17 protein-coding genes and 1 pseudogene are annotated in these 21,371 nt (G+C 69.3%); 10 read left to right on the forward strand and 8 right to left on the reverse strand.

Features of this window, described 5'->3' with window-relative positions; genetic code table 11:
* Positions 1-23 precede the first annotated feature (23 nt).
* Positions 24-740 (forward strand): MerR family transcriptional regulator, encoded by a 717-nt coding sequence (locus ACH46_RS06315; protein ID WP_062395056.1) that lies wholly within the window; start codon positions 24-26, stop codon positions 738-740.
* Here ACH46_RS06315 and ACH46_RS06320 read toward each other — a convergent pair.
* Positions 724-1,995 carry a serine/threonine-protein kinase gene (locus tag ACH46_RS06320; RefSeq protein WP_062392169.1) on the reverse strand — a complete coding sequence of 424 codons (1,272 nt, stop codon included), beginning with the start codon at positions 1,993-1,995 and terminating at the stop codon, positions 724-726. The two genes, ACH46_RS06315 and ACH46_RS06320, sit on opposite strands and share 17 nt — an antisense overlap.
* Positions 1,996-2,194: 199 nt before the next feature.
* Here ACH46_RS06320 and ACH46_RS06325 point away from each other — a divergent pair, with 199 nt between their 5' ends.
* Both ACH46_RS06325 and ACH46_RS06330 read left to right on the forward strand, forming a co-directional pair.
* Positions 2,195-3,016, forward strand: coding sequence for a radical SAM family protein (locus ACH46_RS06325; RefSeq protein ID WP_226995784.1), 822 nt, complete (start codon positions 2,195-2,197; stop codon positions 3,014-3,016).
* Between the two features lie 18 nt (positions 3,017-3,034).
* On the forward strand, positions 3,035-3,796 hold the full coding sequence (locus tag ACH46_RS06330; protein ID WP_062392171.1) for an ABC transporter permease: 762 nt from the start codon (positions 3,035-3,037) through the stop codon (positions 3,794-3,796).
* Positions 3,797-3,808: 12 nt separating this feature from the next.
* Here the strand turns inward: ACH46_RS06330 and ACH46_RS06335 are convergent, their stop codons facing one another.
* Positions 3,809-4,330 (reverse strand): hypothetical protein, encoded by a 522-nt coding sequence (locus ACH46_RS06335; protein ID WP_062392172.1) that lies wholly within the window; start codon positions 4,328-4,330, stop codon positions 3,809-3,811.
* 219 nt (positions 4,331-4,549) lie between these two features.
* On the opposite strand from ACH46_RS06335, the gene ACH46_RS06340 reads away from it, so the two are divergent.
* The gene (locus ACH46_RS06340) at positions 4,550-5,329 is read left to right on the forward strand and encodes a hypothetical protein (protein WP_062392173.1); all 780 of its coding nucleotides are present in this window, start codon (positions 4,550-4,552) and stop codon (positions 5,327-5,329) included.
* Entirely contained in the window at positions 5,326-6,975 is a 1,650-nt protein-coding gene (locus tag ACH46_RS06345) for a DNA polymerase Y family protein (RefSeq protein ID WP_062392174.1), read from the forward strand. Before ACH46_RS06340 ends, ACH46_RS06345 begins: the two co-directional genes overlap by 4 nt.
* Here the strand turns inward: ACH46_RS06345 and ACH46_RS21770 are convergent.
* Entirely contained in the window at positions 6,966-7,727 is a 762-nt protein-coding gene (locus ACH46_RS21770; RefSeq protein WP_062392175.1) for an MFS transporter, read from the reverse strand. The genes ACH46_RS06345 and ACH46_RS21770 overlap by 10 nt on opposite strands.
* Positions 7,728-7,782: 55 nt before the next feature.
* Positions 7,783-8,310, reverse strand: a pseudogene (locus tag ACH46_RS21915) (MFS transporter); the annotation flags it as partial.
* A 65-nt stretch (positions 8,311-8,375) separates the two neighbouring features.
* Between ACH46_RS21915 and ACH46_RS06355 the strand changes: the two are divergent.
* Positions 8,376-9,158, forward strand: coding sequence for an ArsR/SmtB family transcription factor (locus ACH46_RS06355; protein WP_062392176.1), 783 nt, complete (start codon positions 8,376-8,378; stop codon positions 9,156-9,158).
* A gap of 8 nt (positions 9,159-9,166) precedes the next feature.
* On the opposite strand, the gene ACH46_RS06360 is transcribed toward ACH46_RS06355, so the two are convergent.
* Complete coding sequence (locus ACH46_RS06360) at positions 9,167-10,231, reverse strand: alanine racemase (protein WP_062392177.1); 1,065 nt, start codon at positions 10,229-10,231, stop codon at positions 9,167-9,169.
* A gap of 382 nt (positions 10,232-10,613) precedes the next feature.
* Positions 10,614-12,533: an SDR family oxidoreductase gene (locus tag ACH46_RS06365; RefSeq protein ID WP_062392178.1), complete on the reverse strand. Its 1,920-nt coding sequence runs from the start codon at positions 12,531-12,533 to the stop codon at positions 10,614-10,616.
* Between the two features lie 159 nt (positions 12,534-12,692).
* On the opposite strand from ACH46_RS06365, the gene ACH46_RS06370 reads away from it, so the two are divergent.
* The 3 genes from ACH46_RS06370 (at position 12,693) to nagB (ending at position 17,746) form a co-directional block, all read left to right on the forward strand.
* Entirely contained in the window at positions 12,693-13,577 is an 885-nt protein-coding gene (locus ACH46_RS06370) for a hypothetical protein (protein WP_062392179.1), read from the forward strand.
* Positions 13,578-13,604: 27 nt separating this feature from the next.
* Positions 13,605-16,910 (forward strand): error-prone DNA polymerase, encoded by a 3,306-nt coding sequence (locus ACH46_RS06375; RefSeq protein ID WP_062392180.1) that lies wholly within the window; start codon positions 13,605-13,607, stop codon positions 16,908-16,910.
* A gap of 83 nt (positions 16,911-16,993) precedes the next feature.
* Complete coding sequence (gene nagB, locus ACH46_RS06380; protein ID WP_062392181.1) at positions 16,994-17,746, forward strand: glucosamine-6-phosphate deaminase; 753 nt, start codon at positions 16,994-16,996, stop codon at positions 17,744-17,746.
* Between the two features lie 88 nt (positions 17,747-17,834).
* Here nagB and ACH46_RS06385 read toward each other — a convergent pair whose 3' ends face one another.
* Positions 17,835-18,965 (reverse strand): citrate/2-methylcitrate synthase, encoded by a 1,131-nt coding sequence (locus tag ACH46_RS06385; RefSeq protein ID WP_062392182.1) that lies wholly within the window; start codon positions 18,963-18,965, stop codon positions 17,835-17,837.
* A 309-nt stretch (positions 18,966-19,274) separates the two neighbouring features.
* Between ACH46_RS06385 and ACH46_RS06390 the strand changes: the two genes are divergently transcribed.
* Complete coding sequence (locus tag ACH46_RS06390; protein ID WP_062392183.1) at positions 19,275-20,585, forward strand: reverse transcriptase family protein; 1,311 nt, start codon at positions 19,275-19,277, stop codon at positions 20,583-20,585.
* A gap of 72 nt (positions 20,586-20,657) precedes the next feature.
* Here ACH46_RS06390 and ACH46_RS06395 read toward each other — a convergent pair whose 3' ends face one another.
* The gene (locus tag ACH46_RS06395; protein WP_062392184.1) at positions 20,658-21,122 is read right to left on the reverse strand and encodes a tRNA (cytidine(34)-2'-O)-methyltransferase; all 465 of its coding nucleotides are present in this window, start codon (positions 21,120-21,122) and stop codon (positions 20,658-20,660) included.
* Positions 21,123-21,371: the final 249 nt, after the last annotated feature.

Here is a 21,371-nt window from a genome sequence, read left to right on the forward strand (position 1 = left end):
GGTTTGTGGAGCAGGCGGATTGGATGAGCACCTCGCAGGTCGCCGAATCGGTGGGCTGCTCGGTGCAGCAGGTCCGCGACCTCGAAGCGCTCGGAGTCATCGCCCCAGCCATGCGCAGAGACAATGGTTATCGCGGTTTCGACGCTGTCCACGTCCGTGACCTCGTCGCGTATCGAGCACTCGCGAAGGCCGTGGGACCGGTCGAGTCACGTGCGGTGATGCGACGGATCAGGGTGTCGTCGACCGAGGAGGCGGTGGTCTTGATCGCCGATCTGCACCTGACTCTGCGTCGGGAGATTGACCGTGTGGAGGCCGCCCGGTGTGCACTGCGGGCGATCGAGTCCGAGCCCGACGACGGTGCGGCCGGCGGTGCCGCCGACGAGCTCACGATCACCGACCTCGCGACCGCTCTCGGTGTGCGAGCCTCCACTCTGCGGTTCTGGGAGCAGGAGGGGCTGGTTGCTCCGGTGCGGGTTCGGACTGCGGCGGGGTCGGCGCGTCGCTACCCGACTGCGGCGATCCGCCAGGCGCGGATCACCGCAGTCCTGCGGGCGGCCGGCCACCGGATCCCGGACATCCGCGCGGCGTTGCGGGCGTTGGACGATCTCGGTGAGGCCTCGGCGTCGCACGCGGCGCTCGACGCGCGGCGAGCCGACCTCACCGCGCGCTTGCTGTCGCTGATGCGCGCGGCGGGAGTTCTGGCCGACATCGTCGCCGAATGCGCTACATCGCCAGGATGATGATTCCCGCAGCGATCGCGGTCAGGAGCACGAAGACGGCGAAGACCGCGGCGGCGAGGCTCATGTTGCCGTTCGACCCCTGCTGCTGCCGCTGCTGGTAGGCGGTCGGCGGGGGGGTGTAGTTGCCGGGCAGTGACGTGGGGGCGGGGTACGACGGCGTCGAGCCCAGGGACGAGACGGAAGGGTGATAAACGCCCGAGGCCACTCGCGTGGACGGGTGCTCGCCGGAACCGGAGGTCGGATACCGGGGTCCGGAAGGCGTCGACACCGCGGTGCGTTCGACTGCCGGACGGCTCGGATACGAGGTGCCCGCGTCGGGCGGCGGCAGCGTCTCGCTCGCACGCTGCGCCGACATCGGGGCGGTCGGAACCAGGCCGGTCAGCACGGTGTCCGTGCTGCCCAGGGTGCTCGCGGCGAACTCGGCGAGCAGGTCGCGCGCCTGCGCCATCGTCGGACGGTTCGCGGGATTCGGCTCCAGCAACTGCAGCAGGATCGACGAGAGCGCGCCCGCACGCACGATCGGATTGATCTGTCCCAGCGACGCGCGATGCAGCGTCGCCATGTAGTTCTCCTCGTTGCCGAACGGCGGCGTGCCCTCGACCATCGTGTACAGCGTCGACCCCAACGAGTAGACGTCGGACGCCTCGCCCGGCTCCTCGCCGCGTGCCACCTCGGGCGAGAAATAGGCGGGGGTGCCCGTCACCACGCCGGTCTGGGTGATGGTCGCGTCGCCCTTCGCACGGGAGATGCCGAAGTCGGTGATCTTCACCAGCCCGACGTTGCGGCCGGTGGTGGCGATCAGGATGTTCGCGGGCTTGATGTCGCGATGGATGATCCCCGCCGCATGCGCGTCGGAGATCGCGTCGGCCACCTGTGCGCAGATCTGCGCCGCCTCGATCGGACTGATGGTGCCGTTGTCGCGCAGGATGTCGGCCACGCTGTTGCTCGGCACGTACTCCATCACCAGCCACGGCTCGTCACGGTCGAGGGCGACGTCGTGCATCGAGACGGCGTTGCGATGTGACAGCCGTGCGGCCAGGCGTCCCTCGCGGAGAGCGCGTGCACGAGAGGTCTCGGCCTGCGAGTGGTCCATCCCGCTGGTGGTCAGGACCTGTTTCACTGCGACCTCGCGGTCCAGCAGTTGATCGTGCGCCAACCACACCGCGCCCATGCCGCCGTGGCCGATCCTCCTGATCAGGCGGTAGCGCCCGGCGACCAGATACGACGGTCCTGGCGCAGGGGTGGGGGAAGTCATGGCCCGATGATATCTGTCCGCTCCGACGGGTTCGCGTCTCCACCGTCCCCCTTGACGCGGACATCGCACATGTGTTCGGATTGATCGCATGACGGCGCTACCCGAACTGGTGTGCGGCGACTTGGTGAGGTCCACGATTCTTCCCGAGGCGCCGGGCGTTCGAGTGCACGAGGTGTTGGCGCGCACCATGCTCCAATCCGTGACCAGTGATCGGAAGCACCGACACTCCTTCGCGGCGTCGACGATCGAACGGTCGGCCGACGTGCTGCAGGTCAAGATGAATGCCGCCGCGGTCCTGCGCCGCGAGGTCCGACGACGGTCATGGCGGCACGAGACCGTCGCCCTCGGCGTCGTCGACGATCCGTACCAGCCCGTCGAGGAGCACTACCGGCTGATGCCGCAGGTGCTGTCGGTGCTGTCGGAGGCGGAGACGCCGATCGCGCTCTACACGTCGTCGCCGCTGGTGCTGCGCGATCTGACACTGCTGCGACTGGTGGGCAGATCGGTGCCGGTGACCGTGTCGATTCCGCTCGCGACGCTCGATCCCGGGCTCGCGGCGCGGATCGACCCGGCGGCGGCGACACCCGCGGCGCGGCTGGGGATGGTCGAGTCCCTGGCCGCGGCCGGGTTGGCTCCGCATATCCGGATCGCGCCGCTGCCGCCGCTCCTGGCCGACGGGTCGGCGCAGCTCGACGAGCTGCTCGAGGCGCTCGCGCAGGCCGGTGCCGCACGGGTCTCGGTGTCGCCGATGCAACTCGACAACGAATCGGGCGCCGACTTCCTGGAATGGCTCGGCGACGAGCATCCGGCGCTGGTGCGCCGCTACCGGTCGCTGTACGGCCGACGCGGATTCGTGTCCGCCGACTACGCGCTGTCGCTGCGGAACCGGATGTCGCCGTTGGTGGACCGCCACGGACTGGGGAGTGGGACGGGTGCCGACGATGCGGATCGCGAGGCGACGGCCACGGTGCCGCCCGCTGTGCGCGCGGAGACGCAGGTGTCCGAACTGACCCTGTTCTGAAGTGCTTTCATGAGTGGCATGTCTTCCTTGCATGCGCCGCTCAACACCCTGGTGTGCGTGGTGCTGCTGGCGGTGCTGACGACCTCCGCACTGTGGTGGTACGGCGTTCCGCAGCGATGGGCACCGGTCTGGGCCGTCGCCCGGGGACTCCTGCAGCTGACGGTTCTGAGCCTGGTCCTCAACGGTGTGATCACACACGGAGCGCTGGTGGCGCTGGGAATCGCCGCGATGTTCGGCGTCGCCGTGGTCACCGCGGCACGTCGACTGACGGCGAACGGCGGACCGCTGCTGCCTGCCGTCGGCACCGTCGCGCTCGGCATGGGTGCGGGTGTCGGCGCGGTGCTGTTGATCGTCTTCGGGACCGGTGCGCTGGAGCTGACGGCCCGGTACACGTTGGCTCTGGCCGGCATCGTCGTCGGCAATGCGATGACGACCGCGACGCTGACCGGACGTCGGCTCAACGAGGCGATTGTCGATCGGTGGAGCGAGGTGGAGGGGTGGCTGGCACTCGGCGCGACGCCGCGGCAGGCCACCGCGTCGATGGCGCGACAAGCGGTTCATCACGCGATGATTCCGGCGACGGATCAGGCCAAGACCACGGGGCTGGTGACGCTGCCCGGCGCTTTCGTCGGTGCGATCTTCGGCGGTCTGTCACCGCTCGAGGCCGGGCGGTTTCAGATCATCGTGCTCGCGTCGATCCTCGCCGCGGGCGCAGTGTGCTCCATCGTCGTCTCCCACGTGATGTCGCCGGTGCGGGTCAAGCCTCTTCCCGTGGAGTGAGTCGGCGCCGGGTCAGCGTCGCGAGGAGGTGCGCCGGTCCTGCTGTCGAGCGACCAGCCCTTCGCTGCGTTCGATGAACAGTCCCGCACAGAGTCCGGTGAGAAGGATCAGGGTCAGGATCAGGAAGCCGAGGATCAGTTTGTTGACGCCGATCGGGGCGTCGTCGGGGAGTTCGAGGTGATCCTGGAAGGAGCCGAAGTACCACGACGGCCAGATCCAGATGACGATCGGCACCAGGGTGGCGAGGGCGGAGGCGCCGGTCGAGACTCCGGCCATCATTCGGGCGAGGGGCTTGGCCGACGGTGACGGCATCAGTGCCACGAGGCCGGTGAGTCCGGTGATGACGCAGGCGGCGACGATCAGCCAGCCGCGGCCGTTCGGGGCGAGATCGAGGACTTGATCGCTGGCGATGCCGAGACCGTTCCAGGAGATCTCGATGCCGATCCGGTTGAGGTTGAACCAGGGGAGCGCGGTGACGGCGATCGCGGTGACGGAGGCGATGATCACGGCGAACGGAAGCGCGCGGTTCTGCATGGCACCGAATGGTAGAGCATGAGGCTTTCGCGGCTTCTCCGGGCTGTGACTGGAGAGGCGAAAAAGTATCTCTGAGGTGGGGGTTTCCTGCTCCATTGACGATTGTCAGAGGGGGGTCTTACCATCGAACAAAAGTTCGAGAAAGCGGCTTCTTCCCAGTCGTGACGATCGAGGTCAGAAGGCGTCGGACGCGGGTCCGACACGACGAGGGGAAGCTCCATGGGTGCAGCGGAGAAGGCCGGTGAGATCGAGGATCTGCGGCAGCGGTTGAGTCGACTGTCGGGTGAGACGGGAGCCCTCGCCGGGACGGCGTCGGGTGTGCTGTCGTCGGGGGTGGTGGCGGTACCGGAGGTGTTGATGCCGCTGTTTCCGAAGCGGGGGCTGCCGCGCGGTGCGGTGGCGTCGGTCTCCGGAGCGTCGGTGATTCCGATGTCGATCATCGCCGAGGCCAGTCGTGCGGGAGCGACGGTGGCACTGGTGGGGCTGCCGCGACTCAATCTGGCCGCGGCGATGGAGATGGGCGCCGACCTGAATCGGATCGCGGTCGTGAACGAGCCCGGGGTGGATCGACTGGAGGTGGCTGCGGTGCTGCTCGACGGGATCGACCTGGTGGTGCTGGGATTCGAGGACCGGCTCGGTGCGACGGGGATGTCGGTGACGCCGGCGCGAGCGCGGGTGCTGAGCGGACGGGCCCGCAAGCAGTCGTCGACGTTGATGGTGCTCGGTGCGTGGCCCGGGACCGCCACGCGCGTGCGCGGCGAGGTCCGGGAGTACCGGCACCTGCCGCTGCGACGGAGCGGATACGGACGGATCGGCGGTTTCCGCGTGGAGGTTCAGGTGACGGCGCCGGGAGCCAGGCCGGTGGGCGAGGAGTTCGATCTCGTGGTGCCGGGCCTGGGCGAGGACGGGGTGATGCACCTGGCCAGGCCCGAAGCGGTCGCCGCGGCCGGCGGTGCCGGGGCGGAGGCGCCGCGTCCATCGTTGGCGGTGGCGAATTGACCGGCGGATCGGCCTCGGATCCCCGGGGACGACCATCCGACGGACGACGGGTCCTGGCACTGTGGTGCCCGGACTGGCCGACGACGGCGGCGGCTGCGGCGGCGGGACGGTCGCCCGGGGAACCGGTGGCGGTTCTGCGGGCGGGTCGGGTCCAGGCGTGCTCGCACGCCGCGCGGGTCGACGGTGTGCGGCGGGGGATGAAGAAGCGGCAGGCGCAGTCGCTCTGTCCTCGGCTGGCGGTGTACGACGACGATCCCGCACGGGACGGACGGCTGTTCGACCCGGTGGTCGCCGCGGTGACCGACGTGGTGCCGATGACCGAGGTGCTGCGGCCGGGACTGCTGGTGGTGGCGGCCGACCGTGCGGCGCGGTTCTTCGGCAGCGAGGAGGACCTGGCCGAACGGCTCTCGGACGTGGTGGCGGAAGTGGGACGGAGTCGGGAGGGGGACGGGCTCGGCGTCGTGGTGCCGGGCGGGGTCACCGCCCGCGCGGGCGTGGCGGACGAGTTGTACACCGCGGTGCTCGCGGCACGGTCGGGACAGACGGTGCCGCGAGGTGCCGACGCCGACTATCTGGCCGGCAGGCCGGTGTCGGATCTGGTGATCGAATCGTCGTTGACGGGCCCGGGCCGCGACGATCTCGTGAACCTGCTGTGGCGATTGGGGATCCGGACCCTCGGAGCGTTCGCGGCACTCGACGCGGCGGACGTCGCCTCACGGTTCAGCAGCGATGCGATCACCGCGCACCGGCTGGCTCGGGGACTTCCGGGACGACGTCCCAGTCGTGCGCCGATCCCGGCGGACCTGCAGGTGGAGCATGTCTGTGATCCACCGATCGAACGGGTCGACGCCGCGGCCTTCCTCGGGAGGCGCATGGCCCAGGAACTTCACGAGCGCCTGTCGTCGGCGGCGCTGGCCTGCACCCGGCTGACGGTTCACGCGTTCACCGAACGCGGACAGCGACACTCGAGGACCTGGCGCTGCGCGGAGCCGCTGACGCCGGAGGCGACGGTCGATCGCATCCGGTGGCAGTTGGAGGGATGGTTGACCGGCCGCGGCAGAAGCAGCGGCAGAGGAGTGGATGAGGGGCCGGACTCGCCGATCGCGCGATTGGTGCTGGAACCGGTGGAAGTGGTGGATCCCGGCGCGCTGCAGCACGTGCTGGCGGGGGCGGGACTGCCGGACGACGTCGCGGGCGGTCTCGGCGACGGCGCTCGCAGGGCGCTGGTGCGCGTGCAGGGACTGCTCGGCGGCGAGTCCGTTCGGATCCCGGTGCGCAGTGGCGGCCGCGGGCCCGCCGAGCAGGTGGCGTTGGTGGCGTTCGGAGACGCCCCGCAACCGCCGCGGGACCCGGCGGCGGCCTGGCCCGACCGGCTGGCCAGGCCGTCGCCGTCGTTGTTGACGCAGACCGACGCGGAGATGACGGATGCGGAGGGGAATCCGGTCGTGGTGACCGCACGAGGAGCCTTCAGCGCTCCGCCGAGCATGGTGCGCGTGGGCGCACGACGGTATCGAGTGCACTGGTGGGCAGGACCCTGGCCCTTCGGCGGCGGAGCGGCTCGCGCGCAGGTCCTGGTGGAGGACGCTCGCGCCCTGCTCCTCTGCTACCGGGAGACGGCCTGGATCGTCGAAGGCGTTTACGAGTGAACTCGCACCATCGTGAGACACGCGACGGCTGCGACGACGAACGCGACGGCCGAGCCCACGAACAGATTCGCGGCGTTCGATGGGAACGACGCCGCTCCGGACGGTCCGGCCAGCGCGGCGAAGAGCGCGATGCCGAGGGCCCCACCCGTCTGGCGGCTCGTATTGCTCGCTCCGGCCGCGAGACCCGGAAGGTCGGGGACCGCGCGCAGAGCAGCGGCGACGATGGCGGGCGTGAGGACACCGAGACCGATGCCCCACACCACCAAGGCGATCGCGAGCGTGAACGGGCCGGCGCCGTCGATCGTCATCGCCATCCCGACCAGACCGACCGCGGCCACGATCAGGCCGAGGACACTGATCCGCCACACCCCGATGCGGGTGGCCAGACGCCCAGCGGGAGCGCCGAGCAGCGGCAGCGGAAGCATGGCGGGGAGGACGAGCAGTCCCGCAGCCAGTGGATCGCGGCCCTGAACGTCCTGAAGGACCAGCGTCAGCAGGAACAGACTGCCGAGGGCGCAGAGATTCATCACGCCGGCGACCAGGCACGCTGCTGCGAGCGGTCTGCGGGCACCCGGTGGAATCGGCAGCAGCGGGTGCGGTGAGCGGCGTTCGACCGCTCGGAGCGCAGTCAGTGCACCACCGGCGGCGAGAGCGAGCAGCGTCGCCGCCGGAGCGCTCGCAGCGACCGTCATGATCGCGGAGACCGCACAGGTCAGACCGATGACGAGCAGGGCCGCCGCAGACCAGTTCACGCTCCGCTCCGAGTCCGATGCCCGGCGGTCGGCGGACAGTCGCAACACGGCCTAGGGCCGGCATGATGACGGGGACGCTGAGCCAGAACACCGCACGCCACCCCGCGACCTGAACCAGCAGTCCGCCGATCACCGGCCCGGCGGGCAGGGCCGCCCCGCCGATCGCCGCCCACACGCCGACGAGACGCGACCGGGCGCGTTCGTTCAGCGCACCCTGCACCAGGAGCGCGAGGGTTCCGGGGAGGGCCGTGGCCGCGCCGACGCCCTGGACGGCGCGCGCGGCGATGAGCACCTGGATGGTCGGCGCGAGGGCGCAGACGAGGGAGGCCGCGCCGAAGGTGCCGAATCCGAGTAGGACGACCCGCCGATGACCGATGCGATCGCCGACCGTTCCGGCGGGCAGCAGCAGCGCCGCCAACGGAATCGCATAGGCGTCGACGACCCAGGCCAGCCCCGTGCTGCCCGCGTCCAAAACGGCGTCGATCCGCGGCAGGGCGACGTTGACCACCGTCACGTCGAGGAGAACCAGGAAGTAGCCGCCGCACAGTGCGAGGGTGAGCGAGCGGGATCGATCGGAAGTCATGCGTTCAATCGTGAGGCGAGAACGCTTCAGCGCTCGTCGAAGCGAATCGGGCCTACAGTCGAGTCATGACCGGACAGAATGCTTCGACCGAGGCGGAAGCGCAGTCGGGGGAGCCAGACATCGCCTCGGTCGCCTCTGCCTTCGCCGACCCCCGCCGCGCACGCGTGTTGATGGCACTCGCGGACGGCCGTGCGCTGCCCGCGGGCCGGTTGGCCGAAGAAGCGGGGGTTTCGGCGTCCACCGTCAGCAATCACCTCGCGGTCCTGCTCGGCCGCGGATTGGTGACCGTCCAGCAGCAGGGGCGCCATCGCTACTATCGGCTCGCCGGTGACGAGGTGGAAGGTGTCCTCGAGGCTCTAGCCGCCCTCGCGCCACGCACCCCCATCACCTCCCTGCGTCAGCACACCCGAGCCCACGCGGTGCGGACGGCGCGAACCTGCTACCGCCATCTCGCCGGCCAGGCCGGGGTGGACTTCTTTCAGCGGATCCTCGTGGCCGAGTGGGTGGTGGGAGGCGACGGTCGGCACCACCCGGAGACGGGCGACGACGAACTGTCGTCAGCGGGCAAGGGCAGGCAGTACCGCCTCACCGCGGTCGGCGCGGAAGCACTCCGACGATGGGGAGTCGCACCGGCCGTGCTGTCCACCGAGAGACCGTTGCGCTACTGCGTCGACTGGACCGAGCAGGCGCACCACCTCGCCGGACCGCTGGGGACGGCGATCACCGATCGCCTCTTCGAGCTCGGCTGGATCGTCCGCGGCACTGTCCCGCGCAGCGTCACGGTGACACCGTCCGGGGTCCGCGGGATCGCAGCCCTGGTGGAGGGCGGCGGCCCGGTGGACGAGTAGGCCGTCGGTCAGGCGTTCGCGCCGCGACCGATCACCGGCCACGGTTCGACGTCGTCGCCGGGCGTCGCTCCCGCGTACAGCACGTCGACGAGGTTCACCGCACTGCACACGTGATTGGGGATCACCCGGACCTCGTCGCCGAGGCACGGAACTGTGCTGCCGGCGGGGAAGTCGACCACCGCGTGATGCTCCGACAGCGAGACGATCCGGGCGTCGAGGTGATCGAGGAGCCGCCCGTATCCGGTGGCCCACGCCGGGCGGTCCGCGCCGAGGATCTTGCTGCCCGCGTCGAGCACGATGCGGTCGCCGGACCGGCTGACGACGGTCGAGACCGCGGTCAGCGCGATGTCGTCGACGGTCGCGCTGCCCAACTCCAACTGCTGGGCGTCGTCGAACGCGTAGACGCCGGGCCGCAGTTCGGTGACGACGCCTGCGTCGGCGAGACGGACCGTCGGGGTGGAACCGCCGCTGACGACGGTCACGTCGAAACCGCTGTTGCGCAACGATTCTGCCGCGGCCGAGAGGGCGGCCGCCTCCTGCTTCGCGGCGTCGTCGCGTGCTGCACCGGGACCGTACCCGTGGCCGGGGAAGGTGAAGACGCCGACCACGTCGAGCCCCGCGTCGCGGGCGGCCGTCGCCACCTCCACCACGCCATCGGGGGACACACCACTGCGATGCATGCCGGAGTCCACCTCCACCAGGACGCGGACGTCCGTGTCGGTCAGGCCCGCGGCGAGCCGCCGTGCGCCGTCGGCCGAGTCGATGCCGACCGACACGCGCACGCGGCCGGCGAGGGTGCGCAGTCGATGGGCCCTGCTCCCGGACAGCCACAGGGGATAGGCTATGAACAGGTCCACGACGCCCGCTTCGGCGAAGGTCTCCGCCTCTCCGATCGTCGCGACCGTCAGCCCGACGGCACCCGCCTCCAGTTGCCGCTGCGCGATCTCCGCGCACTTGTGGGTCTTGGCGTGCGGACGCAGGACCACGTCGTGGTCGGCGGCCCAGGACGCCATGGACTGCACATTCCGCTCCAGGCGGTCGACGTCGACGAACAGGTACGGGGTGTCGGGCATATCTGATCGTTGCACGCCGGGACTTCACGGTCGATGAGGTCGACGACCTCTGTCGGCGCGGTGCGGATCGGCAGGGAACGTCGTACCGGCGTGCGACGGTGTCATTCGAGGTCGGAGATGCCGACGACGACGGCAGATGTGGACACGATCCAATGAATTCGAACTATTGTTCTTTTATTAAGTGAGATATATCATAGTTGTCAGAACCTATCGAGGCGTCCCTCAGTGGTCGTCGTCAAGTTCTTTGAAAAGTTGATAGCGCGTCGCGGTGAAGGCGACACCGCAAGGTGGCACCGCGACGGCAAACGTGTTCGGCGCGTCAGGCCTCGGGGTAGGGGCGCTGACGCGCGAGTGCGGATCGTGGTGCGGCGTGGGGTGTCGGTCAGCCCACTCGGCCGAGGGCGGCGTCCGACTCCTCGTGCATCAGGAAGTCCTGATGGAGCAGTCGGTTGGTGAGCCGCGGCGCGGCGTGGTGCCCGAAGTCGATGAGGTCGCCGATCAGGGTGTTGACGCGCTTGGGTCGGTCGATCATCGCCCGCAGGACGCGGTTGGCGGCTTTGTCGACACTCCAGATGCCGCGGACGGCGTCGTAGGCGTTGGTCGGCACGATCATCCGAGTGCGTGTCAAGGGGATGCGCACATTGCTGAACGTCACATGATCCGAGAGTGTCTCGGCGCTCGTCGCGTCACTGAAGGCCTCCAGCGCGGCCTTCGACGCGGCGTACGCGCCGAACCGCGGTGCGCGGCTCTGCACCTCGATCGACGAGACGTTGACGATGTGCCCGGACTGCCGCTCCGTCATGTGGGGCAGCAGGGCCAGGGTCAGGTAGACGGCGCCGAAGTAGTTCACGGCCATCGTGCGGTGGTAGTCGTGCGAGCGATCGATCGCGTTGGCGGTGGCGCGTCGGATGGAGCGGCCCGCGTTGTTGATGAGGACGTCGACGTGATCGTGCTCGCACAACACCGACTTCACGAGGGTCTGGACGGCGGCCTCGTCGCTGATGTCCGCCGGATAGGCGTAGGCGCGACCCAGCGGCAGCCCGGGTTTCGGCACCTCCGCGTCGAGTTCGGCGGCCGTGCCGACGAGTCGGTCCGCATCGCGCGCGACGAGGAAGACGTTCGCTCCGCGTCGTACGCACATGCGGGCGGTCGCGCGGCCGATGCCGGCCGAGGCGCCGGTGATGAGAATGTTCTTGCCGACCAGGGGGCCGCGCGGATCGTCGCGACGATGGCGAGCGGGATCCAGGTGGTCGAACCAGTAGCGCCACAGCCGTGGGGCGTAGTCGACGAGGTTCGGCAACCGGATGCCCAGTGCGTCGAGCGTCGCGATCGTGTACTCGCTGCGCACCACGACGGGCACGGCCGCGGCGTCGAGTGCGGCGGGCGGGATGCCCGCCTGCTCGGCCACCAGGTCGCGGCCCGAGCGGAACGGCCCGCGACCGCTCAGAACCAGTGCCGGTCGTAGCACGGAGGACGGGACGGCGGTGAAACCGCGCGGACCGTCGAAGGCCGGGGAGATCGCGTTGAACAGGTCGGTGCTGGTCCACGCCTGAGGGTCGGCCAGATGGAAGACAAGGCTGCTCCGACCCGGCTGCGACTCGACGAGCGCGACCAGGGCGTCCGCGGCGAAATCGACGGGGACCAGGTTGATCCGACCGAAATCGGGCATCGGCACGGGGAGGAACGACGGCAACTGCCGCAACTGAGTGAGATGGCTGAAGAAGTAGTAGGGGCCGTCGGCCTTCGGTGTCTCGCCGGTCACAGAGTCTCCGACCACCGCCGCCGGCCGATAGACGCGCCAGGAGAGACCGGGGGTCTCGCGGACCACTCGCTCGCCGTCGAACTTGGAGCGATGGCATCCGGTGGGGAAGCCCTGGCCCAGGTCGAAGTCGTTCTCGGTGAAGTCCCCGTCATGGTTGCCCGCGACGGCGAGCGATGACACGTGATGCAGCATCGCGCCGCGGGAGACCGCGAACTCCGCGACGCGGCGCGTGCCGTTCACATTGACCTCGTGCTGCTGCTTCTCGTCGCCCGTCACATCGTGGAGGGCGGCCAGATGAATCACGTGGTCGATGGGGCCGAGGTCGTCACCGCGCAGCCCGAGGCCGTCCTGGGTCACGTCGCCGACGACGGTGATCACCCGGTCGCCCCCGGTGATCTTCTCCATCGCAGTGTCGAACCGAGGCAGGGTTCCTGGACGCACCAGGACGAGGACCCGCGCCGAATCGTCGCGGGCCAGAAGGCGTTCGACAACGCGGCGGCCGATGAAACCACTGCCGCCGGTCACGAAGTAACACGTCACCGAGTCAGAATTGCACAGATACGTACGACGCTGAATGATTTCGCGGTGGATTTCAGGTCTCCGGACGACGGAAGTGGCGCGATTTGACGCTTTCGTGGGCACTTGCTCACCCATCCTCTGATGGGGTGGTCAAATCGACGTGGAGCGAGGTGAAGGCGAGTGGCGAACCGGATTGTGACGGTGCTGGTGGATCCGCATGCGATCGGCGACGGCGAGATGTCGCCGCCCGTCGTCGGTCAGGTCGTCACCTACGCGGTGACCTTCGAAGAATCCGACCGATTCCCGGACGCGCACTCGGTGCGAGGCGTCATCGAACCGTCGCCCGAACCCCCACGGCCCGGGCGAGGCGGTGTCGGCGGTGAGGGGTTCACGTGGTCGGGAGTCTTCCGCGGGGAAGGATGGGCCGCGGACTGGGCCGGGCCGCGACCTCGACTGGGTCCCGTCGACTTGCGCGGGCACTTCTTCGCAAGCTTCAGTGCACTCTGCCGGAACGAGATCCGCGGTCGGGTGACGCGGGTACGGATCGTCGGGGAGAGGTGGACGTACGATCGCGGCATCCCGACGGCGCGAGCGCTGCAGGCGATGCGCGATGTCGAAGCGGCACCGCAGCGGCTGATCGACGAACGGTCGGACCGGAGTGCGGGTAGGGACGAGTGTCTGGTGGAGTCGGTGCTGGTCGACCTCGACCTCGACGACGTCCCCGAACTTCAACCGCGACCCGCGTTTCTGCCGTTGAAGGTCAGCGCGGCCGACGACGACCTGTGGCTGCTCGATCGGCAGTTGCCTCGCGTCGTTCGACGGCGAGGCGAGTCGATCTCCATTCATGACTATCCGGCGCCGGTCGTCGATCACTGGATGGAGAACGATCGACTGCGCGCGGTCCACGCCGCCGCAGCGGGCTGCTGGGTCAGCGGCCGCAGCGGCCTGTGCTGGATCGGCGTCGACGGGTCGACCTCACGGTTGTCGGACCGGCCGATCGCAGCCTGCGCGGTCCACGACGACACGCTCCTGGCCTGCACGGCCCGCATCACAACCATTCCGTGAATCGAACGTGTGTTCTAGAATCGAGGGATGGGTTGGCACAACGGGCCTCCGACCTGGTCGGAGATGGAACGCGTCCTGTCCGGTCGCGCGCCCGCTCGCGGCGACCGCCCGGGGGAGACCTTCCCGCCGACGTTCAACGGCGCCGGCTACGGCGGTGCGCCGGGCGACGGGGGCGACTCGCCGGCGTGGTCCCGCAAGCGGGGCGCCTATGAGGCCGCCGACATCGAGTTCGGTGCGTCGACCGTTCCGTATGCGGAGCTGCATGCGCACAGCGCGTACAGCTTCCTCGACGGGGCGTCGATGCCCGAGGCGATGGTCGAGGAGGCGCAACGGCTGGGGCTGCGCGGGCTGGCGCTGACCGACCACGACGGCTTCTACGGCGTCGTACGGTTCGCCGAGGCCGCGAAGGAGTTCGGCATGCCGACGATCTTCGGCGCGGAACTGTCGCTGCAGCGCGACGCCGCGCGCGCCGGGGCGGTGGATCCGCCGGGGGAGCATCTGCTGGTCCTCGCGCGCCGCGACGAGGGCTACCGCAGGCTCTCGCGGGTCATCGCCGACGCCCACATGAGCGGTGGCGAGAAGGGGCTGCTGCGGTACGACGCCGATGCCATCGCCGAGCACGCCTCGGCCGGTCACTGGCTGGTGCTCACCGGCTGCCGGAAGGGCGCGGTGCGTCGCGCCCTCGATCGTGGAGGTCGGCGGGCCGCCGACGCCGCGCTCGGGGAGATGATCGAACGTTTCGGCGCGGAGAACGTCGCTGTCGAACTGAGCCCCGGATCGGGGTCGGACGACGACGAGCGCAACGCACTCCTGGCGGCGCTTGCGGCATCGCATCGGGTGCCGACGGTCGCGACCACCGGGGCGCACTTCGCGGCACCCGAGAACGGGCGGCTCGCGACGGCGATGGCCGCCATCCGAGCCCGAACCGACATGGCGACCATCGACGGCTGGCTGCCCGGCGTCGGCGGCGCGCACCTGCGGACCGGCGACGAGATGCTGCGGCTGATGCCCGCGCACCGCGACGCCATCGACAACGCGGTCGCATTCGCGCAGGAGTGCGCGTTCTCGCTGGGGCTGATCGCGCCGAACCTGCCGCCCTACGACGTCCCCGACGGTCACACCGAGGCCACCTGGCTGCGGGAGCTGACCGAACGCGGGGCCCGCGGCCGCTACGGCACGCGCGAACAGCGACCGGACGCGTACCGGCAGATCGACCACGAGCTCGCGATCATCGAGACGCTGACCTTTCCCGGCTACTTTCTCGTCGTCCACGACATCGTCACCTTCTGCAAAACCAACGACATCCTGTGCCAGGGGCGGGGCAGTGCCGCCAACTCCGCGGTCTGTTACGCCCTCGGGATCACCAACGTCGACCCCGTCGCCAACCACCTGCTGTTCGAACGGTTCCTCTCACCCGAACGCGACGGGCCGCCCGACATCGATGTCGACATCGAGTCCGACCGCCGGGAAGAGGCCATCCAGCACGTCTACGCCAAGCACGGGCGCAGCCGCAGCGCGCAGGTAGCCAACGTGATCACCTACCGCGGGCGCTCGGCGATCCGCGACACCGCCCGCGCTCTGGGCTATGCCCCCGGGCAGCAGGACGCGTGGAGCAAGGTCCCCGACTCCGCGCCCGACGACGTCCGCGCGCTGGCCGCCGAGATCTCCTCCCTCCCGCGGCATCTCGGCATCCACTCGGGCGGCATGGTGATCTGCGACCGACCGATCGCCGATGTCTGCCCCACCGAGTGGGCACGCATGCCGGGCCGCAGCGTCCTGCAGTGGGACAAGGACGACTGCGCCGCCGTCGGCCTGGTGAAGTTCGACCTCCTGGGTCTCGGCATGCTGTCGGCGCTGCACTACATGATCGACCTGGTCGCCGAGCACGAGGACGTCCACGTCGATCTCGCCAAGCTCGACCTCACCGAGGAGGGCGTCTACGAGATGCTCTGCCGCGCCGACTCGGTCGGCGTCTTCCAGGTGGAGTCGCGGGCGCAGATGGCGACCCTCCCGCGATTGAAGCCGCGCAACTTCTACGACCTCGTCGTCGAGGTCGCACTGATCCGTCCCGGACCCATCCAGGGCGGCTCGGTGCACCCCTACATCCGCCGCCGCAACGGTCTGGAGTCGCCGGCCTGCGAGCATCCCGCGATGGAGGCCGCCCTCGGCCGCACCCTCGGCATCCCGCTGTTCCAGGAACAGCTGATGCACTTGGCGCGCGACGTCGCGGGCTTCAACGGCGGCGAGGCCGACCAGTTGCGGCGCGCCATGGGATCCAAACGGTCGCCGGAGAAGATGGAACGGCTCAAGAAACGGTTCTACGACGGCATGCGCGAGACCCACGACATCACCGGCCCGCTCGCCGACCGCATCTACGAGAAGATGGCGGCGTTCGCCAACTTCGGCTTCCCGGAGAGTCATTCGCAGAGCTTCGCGTCGCTCGTCTTCTATTCGGCGTGGTTCAAACTGCATCATCCCGCGGCCTTCTGCGCGGGCCTTCTGCGCGCTCAGCCGATGGGCTTCTACTCGCCGCAGTCACTGGTCGCCGACGCCCGCCGCCACGGCGTGCAGGTCCGTCGACCGGACGTGAACTCCTCTCTCGCCCACGCGGGTCTGGAGCGGGGCGACGACGGCCCCGAGGTGCGGATCGGGCTCGGCGCGGTCCGCGGACTGTCGTCGGAGAGCGCGGAGAAGATCGTGCAGGCACGGGAGTCCGGCGGACCGTTCACCTCCGTCGCAGACCTGTCGCGCCGCGTCGAAGCGACCACCGCCCAGCTCGAGGCGCTGGCCACCGCGGGCGCTTTCGAGAGTCTGGGACTGGACCGTCGGTCCGCGCTGTGGGAGACGGGGATCGCCGCCGGACTGCGCGAGGAGCACCTGAAGATCACCTCGCCGCGCGCCGCTCCCATGCTGCCCGGGATGTCGGAGGTGGAGCTCACGACCGTCGACGCGCTGTCGACCGGCATCTCGCCGCGCGCGTACCCGACCGAGTACCTGCGTCCCCGCCTCGACGCGATGGGCGTCGTCCCCGCCGACCGACTGCTGTCGGTGGCCGACGGCACCCGCGTGCTGGTCGGGGGAGCGGTGACCCACCGGCAGCGTCCCGCGACGGCGTCGGGTGTCACCTTCGTCAACCTCGAAGACGAGACCGGCATGGTGAACGTCGTCTGCTCGGTGGGGCTGTGGGCGCGCTACCGAAAGCTCGCGCAGACCGCGCCTGCCTTGCTGATCCGCGGCAAGGTGCAGAACGCGGAGGGAGCCGTGACCGTCGTCGCCGACCGACTGCAGAAGCTCGACCTCAAGGTCGGCACCCGGTCGCGGGACTGGTGCTGAGGAGTCGCCGGAAGTGCACCGAATTTCGCGATAAGGTCGCGGGGACAGAATTTCCCGCGGGCACAGAAAGAGCAGGGGAGCGCATGGAGGTCGTGATCGTTGATCACCCCGAACAGGTGATGGCGGACATCATCGCGAACGCGGTGAAGGGCGGTGCCACGACCATCGGACTGGCGACCGGCTCGTCGCCGCTCGCCACCTACACCGAGCTGATCAGACGGCACAACGAGGAGGGCCTCTCGTTCAAGGGCGTCAACGCGGTGCTCCTCGACGAGTACGTGGGCCTGCCGACGACGCACCCGGAGTCGTATGCGCGCTTCATCCGCGACAACTTCACCGACCACATCGACATCGGCGACGTCCACTCACCCGACGGCATGGCCCCCGACAGCAAGGCCGCCGCACAGGCCTACGACGCGCTCATCGGGCAGGTCGGCCCCGTCGACGTGCAGATCCTCGGCATCGGCAGCAACGGCCACATCGGCTTCAACGAGCCGTCGTCGTCGCTGACCTCCCGCACCCGCATCAAGACGCTCACCGAGAAGACGCGCCGCGACAACGCCCGTTTCTTCGACGACGACCTCGATCAGGTCCCCATGCACGTCATCACCCAGGGCCTCGGAACCATCAGCGACGCACGGCATCTCGCGCTCGTCGCGACCGGCGAGGGCAAGGCCGACGCGGTCGCCGCCGCCGTGGAGGGGCCGCTCTCCGCGTCGTGCCCCGCCTCGATCCTGCAGTGGCATCCGACCGCGACGATCGTCGTCGACCCCGCTGCCGCCGGCAAACTCAAGGACGCCGAGTACTACAAGTACGTCTACGCGAACAAGCCGTAGCCGAGCAGCACGACGGTCCCGAGTCCAGAACGCCTGGACTCGGGACCGTCTGCATCGGGCTCACGCCTGCTGCGTCACGCCTGCTGCGTCACGCCTTTTGGGGCTCCGGGCCCACGTAGCGTGCCACCGGGCGGATGATCTTCCGTTCCGCGGCCTGCTCCAGGATGTTGGCGGTCCAGCCGACGATGCGCGCCACGCCGAAGGTCGGCGTGAACATCTCCGGCGGCAGACCCACCTCGCTCATCAGGACGCCCGCGTAGTACTCGACGTTCGCGTACAGCTTGCGGCCCGGCTTCAACTCGTTGATCGCGGTCTCGATCTCGGTCTCCACCGCCCGCGCGTGCTGCACCAGCTCGGAGTCGTACCGAGCGGTGACGACCTCCTTCAGCAGTTCGGCGCGCGGATCGTGCGTGCGATAGACGGCGTGACCGAAGCCCATGATGACGTCGCCGTTCGCGATCTTGGTGCGCACCCACTCGCGGGTGTTGGACGGGTCACCGATCTCGTCGAGCGAGGCCAGTGCGCGACCCGGTGCTCCGCCGTGCAGCGGTCCCAGGAACGCGCCGAGCGCGCCGAGGATCGACGACGTCATGTCCGAGCCGGACGACGCCACCACGCGGCCGGCGAAGGTCGACGCGTTGAAACCGTGATCGATCGTGGTGATCAGGTAGGTCTGCAGTGCCTCGACGGCGGTCTGATCGGTGTTGCCGGTCGACATCCGCAGGTAGTCCGCGGTGTGGCCGAGCGACGGGTCGGCGTCGACCACGTCGAGCCCCCGCGCCAGGCGATACGCGGCCGCGACGACCGTCGGCGCCAGCGCGGTGTACTTCAGAGCCGCCTCGGTCTGCTCCTCCTCGGAGAGGTCGAACAGCGGCTTCTCCAGGATTCCGGACGAAGCCAGGGCCAATCGCAGTGCTGCGAGCGGCTCCACCTCCGGTGTCACGAATTTGCGGAGCAGGTCGACGGTCGCGCCGTCGAGGACCCGGAGCTCGCCGACGCGACGGGCGAAGGCCTCCGACTGAGCGGCGTCCGGCAGTGCACCCTGATACATCAGGTGCCAGACGTCCTCGAACGTCTGGGTCCGCGCCAGCTGCGTCGCGTCGTACTGGCGGTAATGGTAGAAACCCTCATTGCCGCGGACGTCGCCGATCTTCGTATCGGTGACGATCACGTTCTTGAGACCCCGAGGAACGGTGATCAACCCGTTTGCTTCAGTCATGCCGGTGAGTCTGCGCGCAAAGCGCCCAGTCCGCAACGAGACGCGGTGAGATGTCGTTTCGGTGCGGTCGAACGGTCGACGTCATGCCGCGTGCGGGCCCGAACAGATGACAGACATCCTGCGCATCCGGCACAATCGACCGCGGAAGGGCGGTGCGAGAGGGGTCGATCGACCCGTCTCGGGGGCTACCCCCGGGTGCATCCACGGTGAGTTCTCGCGTCGCGCGCAGGACGGCACACTCCGTGTGCGCCACTGCGCGCCGATGACGACAGGTCTGGTCGCACCGCCCGACCACGGAAGAGGAGTCGCATGGGGGACCTGTTCGGCGGACCGCAGGGGGTGAGTCACCCGCGGCGGTACGACTCCGCTCAGGTTCGCCTCGCGGTCCACGCGATCGACCGGCTGCGCAGGCCGGTCACTCCCGACCGGTCCGCCGAGGTCTGGACGTCCCGGGAGATCAACGGCGCCCTCGTCACCGTGCTCGATCCGGTCGTCGCCGACGACGTGACCCGCCTGCTCGTCACCGCCTTCGCCGCACCGCCGCATCGCGACGACCTCGCCGCATTCCTGGCTGCGATCCCCGCCGATCGGACGGTTCGGGTCGCGGAGCCGGTGGTGTCCCACCCGGTCTTCGCGGTCCGCCCGATCGACGACGTCACCGCGCTGGCCCACTGGCTGGCCATGAGCGTCACCGAACTTGACTGGTTCGCCGCACGCGGCCGCTGGTCACGGCGTGCGAAGCCGCAGCTGCGCCACTACCGAGTGCAGCGACTTCCGAAGCGCGACGGCGGATTCCGCATCATCGAAGCGCCCAAGGAACGGCTCGCCACCGCGCAGCGCCGGATCCTCGACGAGATCTTGAGCGCGGTCCCGCCGCATCCGGCGGCCCACGGCTTCGTTCGCGGTCGCTCGGTCCAGAGCTACGCGTCGACGCACGCGCTCCATGACACGGTGGTCCGGGTGGACCTGCGGCGCTGCTTCGAGCACGTCACGTACCCGCGGGTGCGGGCGGTGTTCGCGGCCATCGGCTACGCGCCGGCAGTCGCCGCCTACCTGGCGAGCCTGTGCACAACGACCATCGCGATCGACGACGAGAAGCTCGTCGATCCGATCCACGCGGCACTGCTGCGGGAGCGTCACCTGCCGCAAGGGGCGCCGACCTCACCCGCGTTGCTGAACCTCGTCCTCCGCAGGATCGACTTCCGGATCGCGGGATACGCGGCCAAGCATCGGATCGCTTACACCCGCTACGGCGACGACCTCGCCTTCTCCGGCGACGACCTCGACGCGGGGAAGCTGGTCTGGTTCGTCACTCGCGTGGCCGCCGCCGAGGGTTTCGTCGTCCACCCGAGCAAGACCCGCATCATGCACGACCACCAGCGGCAACAGCTCGGCGGCCTCGTCGTCAACCGCGGCGTGCGGAGTTCGCGCGCGGACTTCGACGCGCTGAAAGCGCTGCTGCACAACGCGATCCGGCACGGTGCGCAGTCGCAGAACCGCGACGGGCACCCCGACTTCCGTGCTCATGTCTACGGCCGGATCGGCTGGGTGTCGACCGGATCACCGGCCCGTCGGAAACGACTCCGGGACATGGCGGCCCGCGTCGACTGGGAGAGCTGACGCGCCGCCTTGCAGACGAGGCGGGAAAGTGTGACCGAATCGAGCTCCACGCCCGATTCGACTACAAAATTCTCACACGGCGCCGTCGAAGCCGTGCTGACGCCACGCTTCATACAGCGCGACAGAGGTGGCGTTGGCCAGATTCATCGAGCGTCGCCCCGCCAGCATGGGGATGCGGAGCTGGTCGGTGACGTGCGGGTCGTTCAGGACCTCGTCGGGCAGCCCCGTCGGCTCGGGTCCGAACAGCAGGATGTCGTCGGGTTCGTAGGCGACGTCGGTGTAGAAGCGGGTGGCGTGCGCGGTGAAGGCGAACACCCGCTTGGGCTGCAGCTTCTCCCACGCAGTCTCCAGATCGGGGTGCACGGTCACGTGCGCCATCTCGTGGTAGTCCAGGCCTGCGCGCTTCACCTGTTTGTCGGTCATTGTGAACCCCAGTGGCTCGATCAGGTGGAGTTCGCACCCGGTGTTGGCGGCGATGCGGATCGCGTTTCCCGTGTTGGGAGGGATTCGGGGGCTGAAGAACACGATGCGGAACACGATCTCGCAGAATACCCCTTGACTCGCGTCGAACGGTCGTGCGATAGTGATTCGTCCGCAGCAAATCGCGTTGATCCTCTCACGATCCGCCCACACCGTCTGCGTAACTCATGAGGACCTCAGGGTCTGGGCCCGCGCGCCGAACAGCGCAGCGAGCCACGAGAACCTCTTGCAGTACCCGTCCCCGGGCCGACACCGGCGCCCGAGACCCACGACATTCCGCAGCGGCGCGAGCCGCTGCCACACCAT

It is taken from the genome of Gordonia phthalatica, assembly GCF_001305675.1.
Taxonomy (GTDB): Bacteria; Actinomycetota; Actinomycetes; order Mycobacteriales; family Mycobacteriaceae; genus Gordonia; species Gordonia phthalatica.

What these genes read in the sequence shown, in the direction of transcription:
- ACH46_RS06375 (WP_062392180.1), top strand. Translation starts at nt 13,605, where the DNA reads ATGGGTTGGCACAACGGGCCTCCGACCTGGTCGGAGATGGAACGCGTC.
- ACH46_RS06315 (WP_062395056.1), top strand. Translation starts at nt 24, where the DNA reads ATGAGCACCTCGCAGGTCGCCGAATCGGTGGGCTGCTCGGTGCAGCAG.
- ACH46_RS06390 (WP_062392183.1), top strand. Translation starts at nt 19,275, where the DNA reads ATGGGGGACCTGTTCGGCGGACCGCAGGGGGTGAGTCACCCGCGGCGG.
- ACH46_RS06335 (WP_062392172.1), bottom strand. Translation starts at nt 4,330, where the DNA reads ATGCAGAACCGCGCGCTTCCGTTCGCCGTGATCATCGCCTCCGTCACC.
- ACH46_RS06320 (WP_062392169.1), bottom strand. Translation starts at nt 1,995, where the DNA reads ATGACTTCCCCCACCCCTGCGCCAGGACCGTCGTATCTGGTCGCCGGG.
- ACH46_RS06330 (WP_062392171.1), top strand. Translation starts at nt 3,035, where the DNA reads ATGTCTTCCTTGCATGCGCCGCTCAACACCCTGGTGTGCGTGGTGCTG.
- ACH46_RS06385 (WP_062392182.1), bottom strand. Translation starts at nt 18,965, where the DNA reads ATGACTGAAGCAAACGGGTTGATCACCGTTCCTCGGGGTCTCAAGAAC.
- ACH46_RS06360 (WP_062392177.1), bottom strand. Translation starts at nt 10,231, where the DNA reads ATGCCCGACACCCCGTACCTGTTCGTCGACGTCGACCGCCTGGAGCGG.
- nagB (WP_062392181.1), top strand. Translation starts at nt 16,994, where the DNA reads ATGGAGGTCGTGATCGTTGATCACCCCGAACAGGTGATGGCGGACATC.
- ACH46_RS06340 (WP_062392173.1), top strand. Translation starts at nt 4,550, where the DNA reads ATGGGTGCAGCGGAGAAGGCCGGTGAGATCGAGGATCTGCGGCAGCGG.
- ACH46_RS06355 (WP_062392176.1), top strand. Translation starts at nt 8,376, where the DNA reads ATGACCGGACAGAATGCTTCGACCGAGGCGGAAGCGCAGTCGGGGGAG.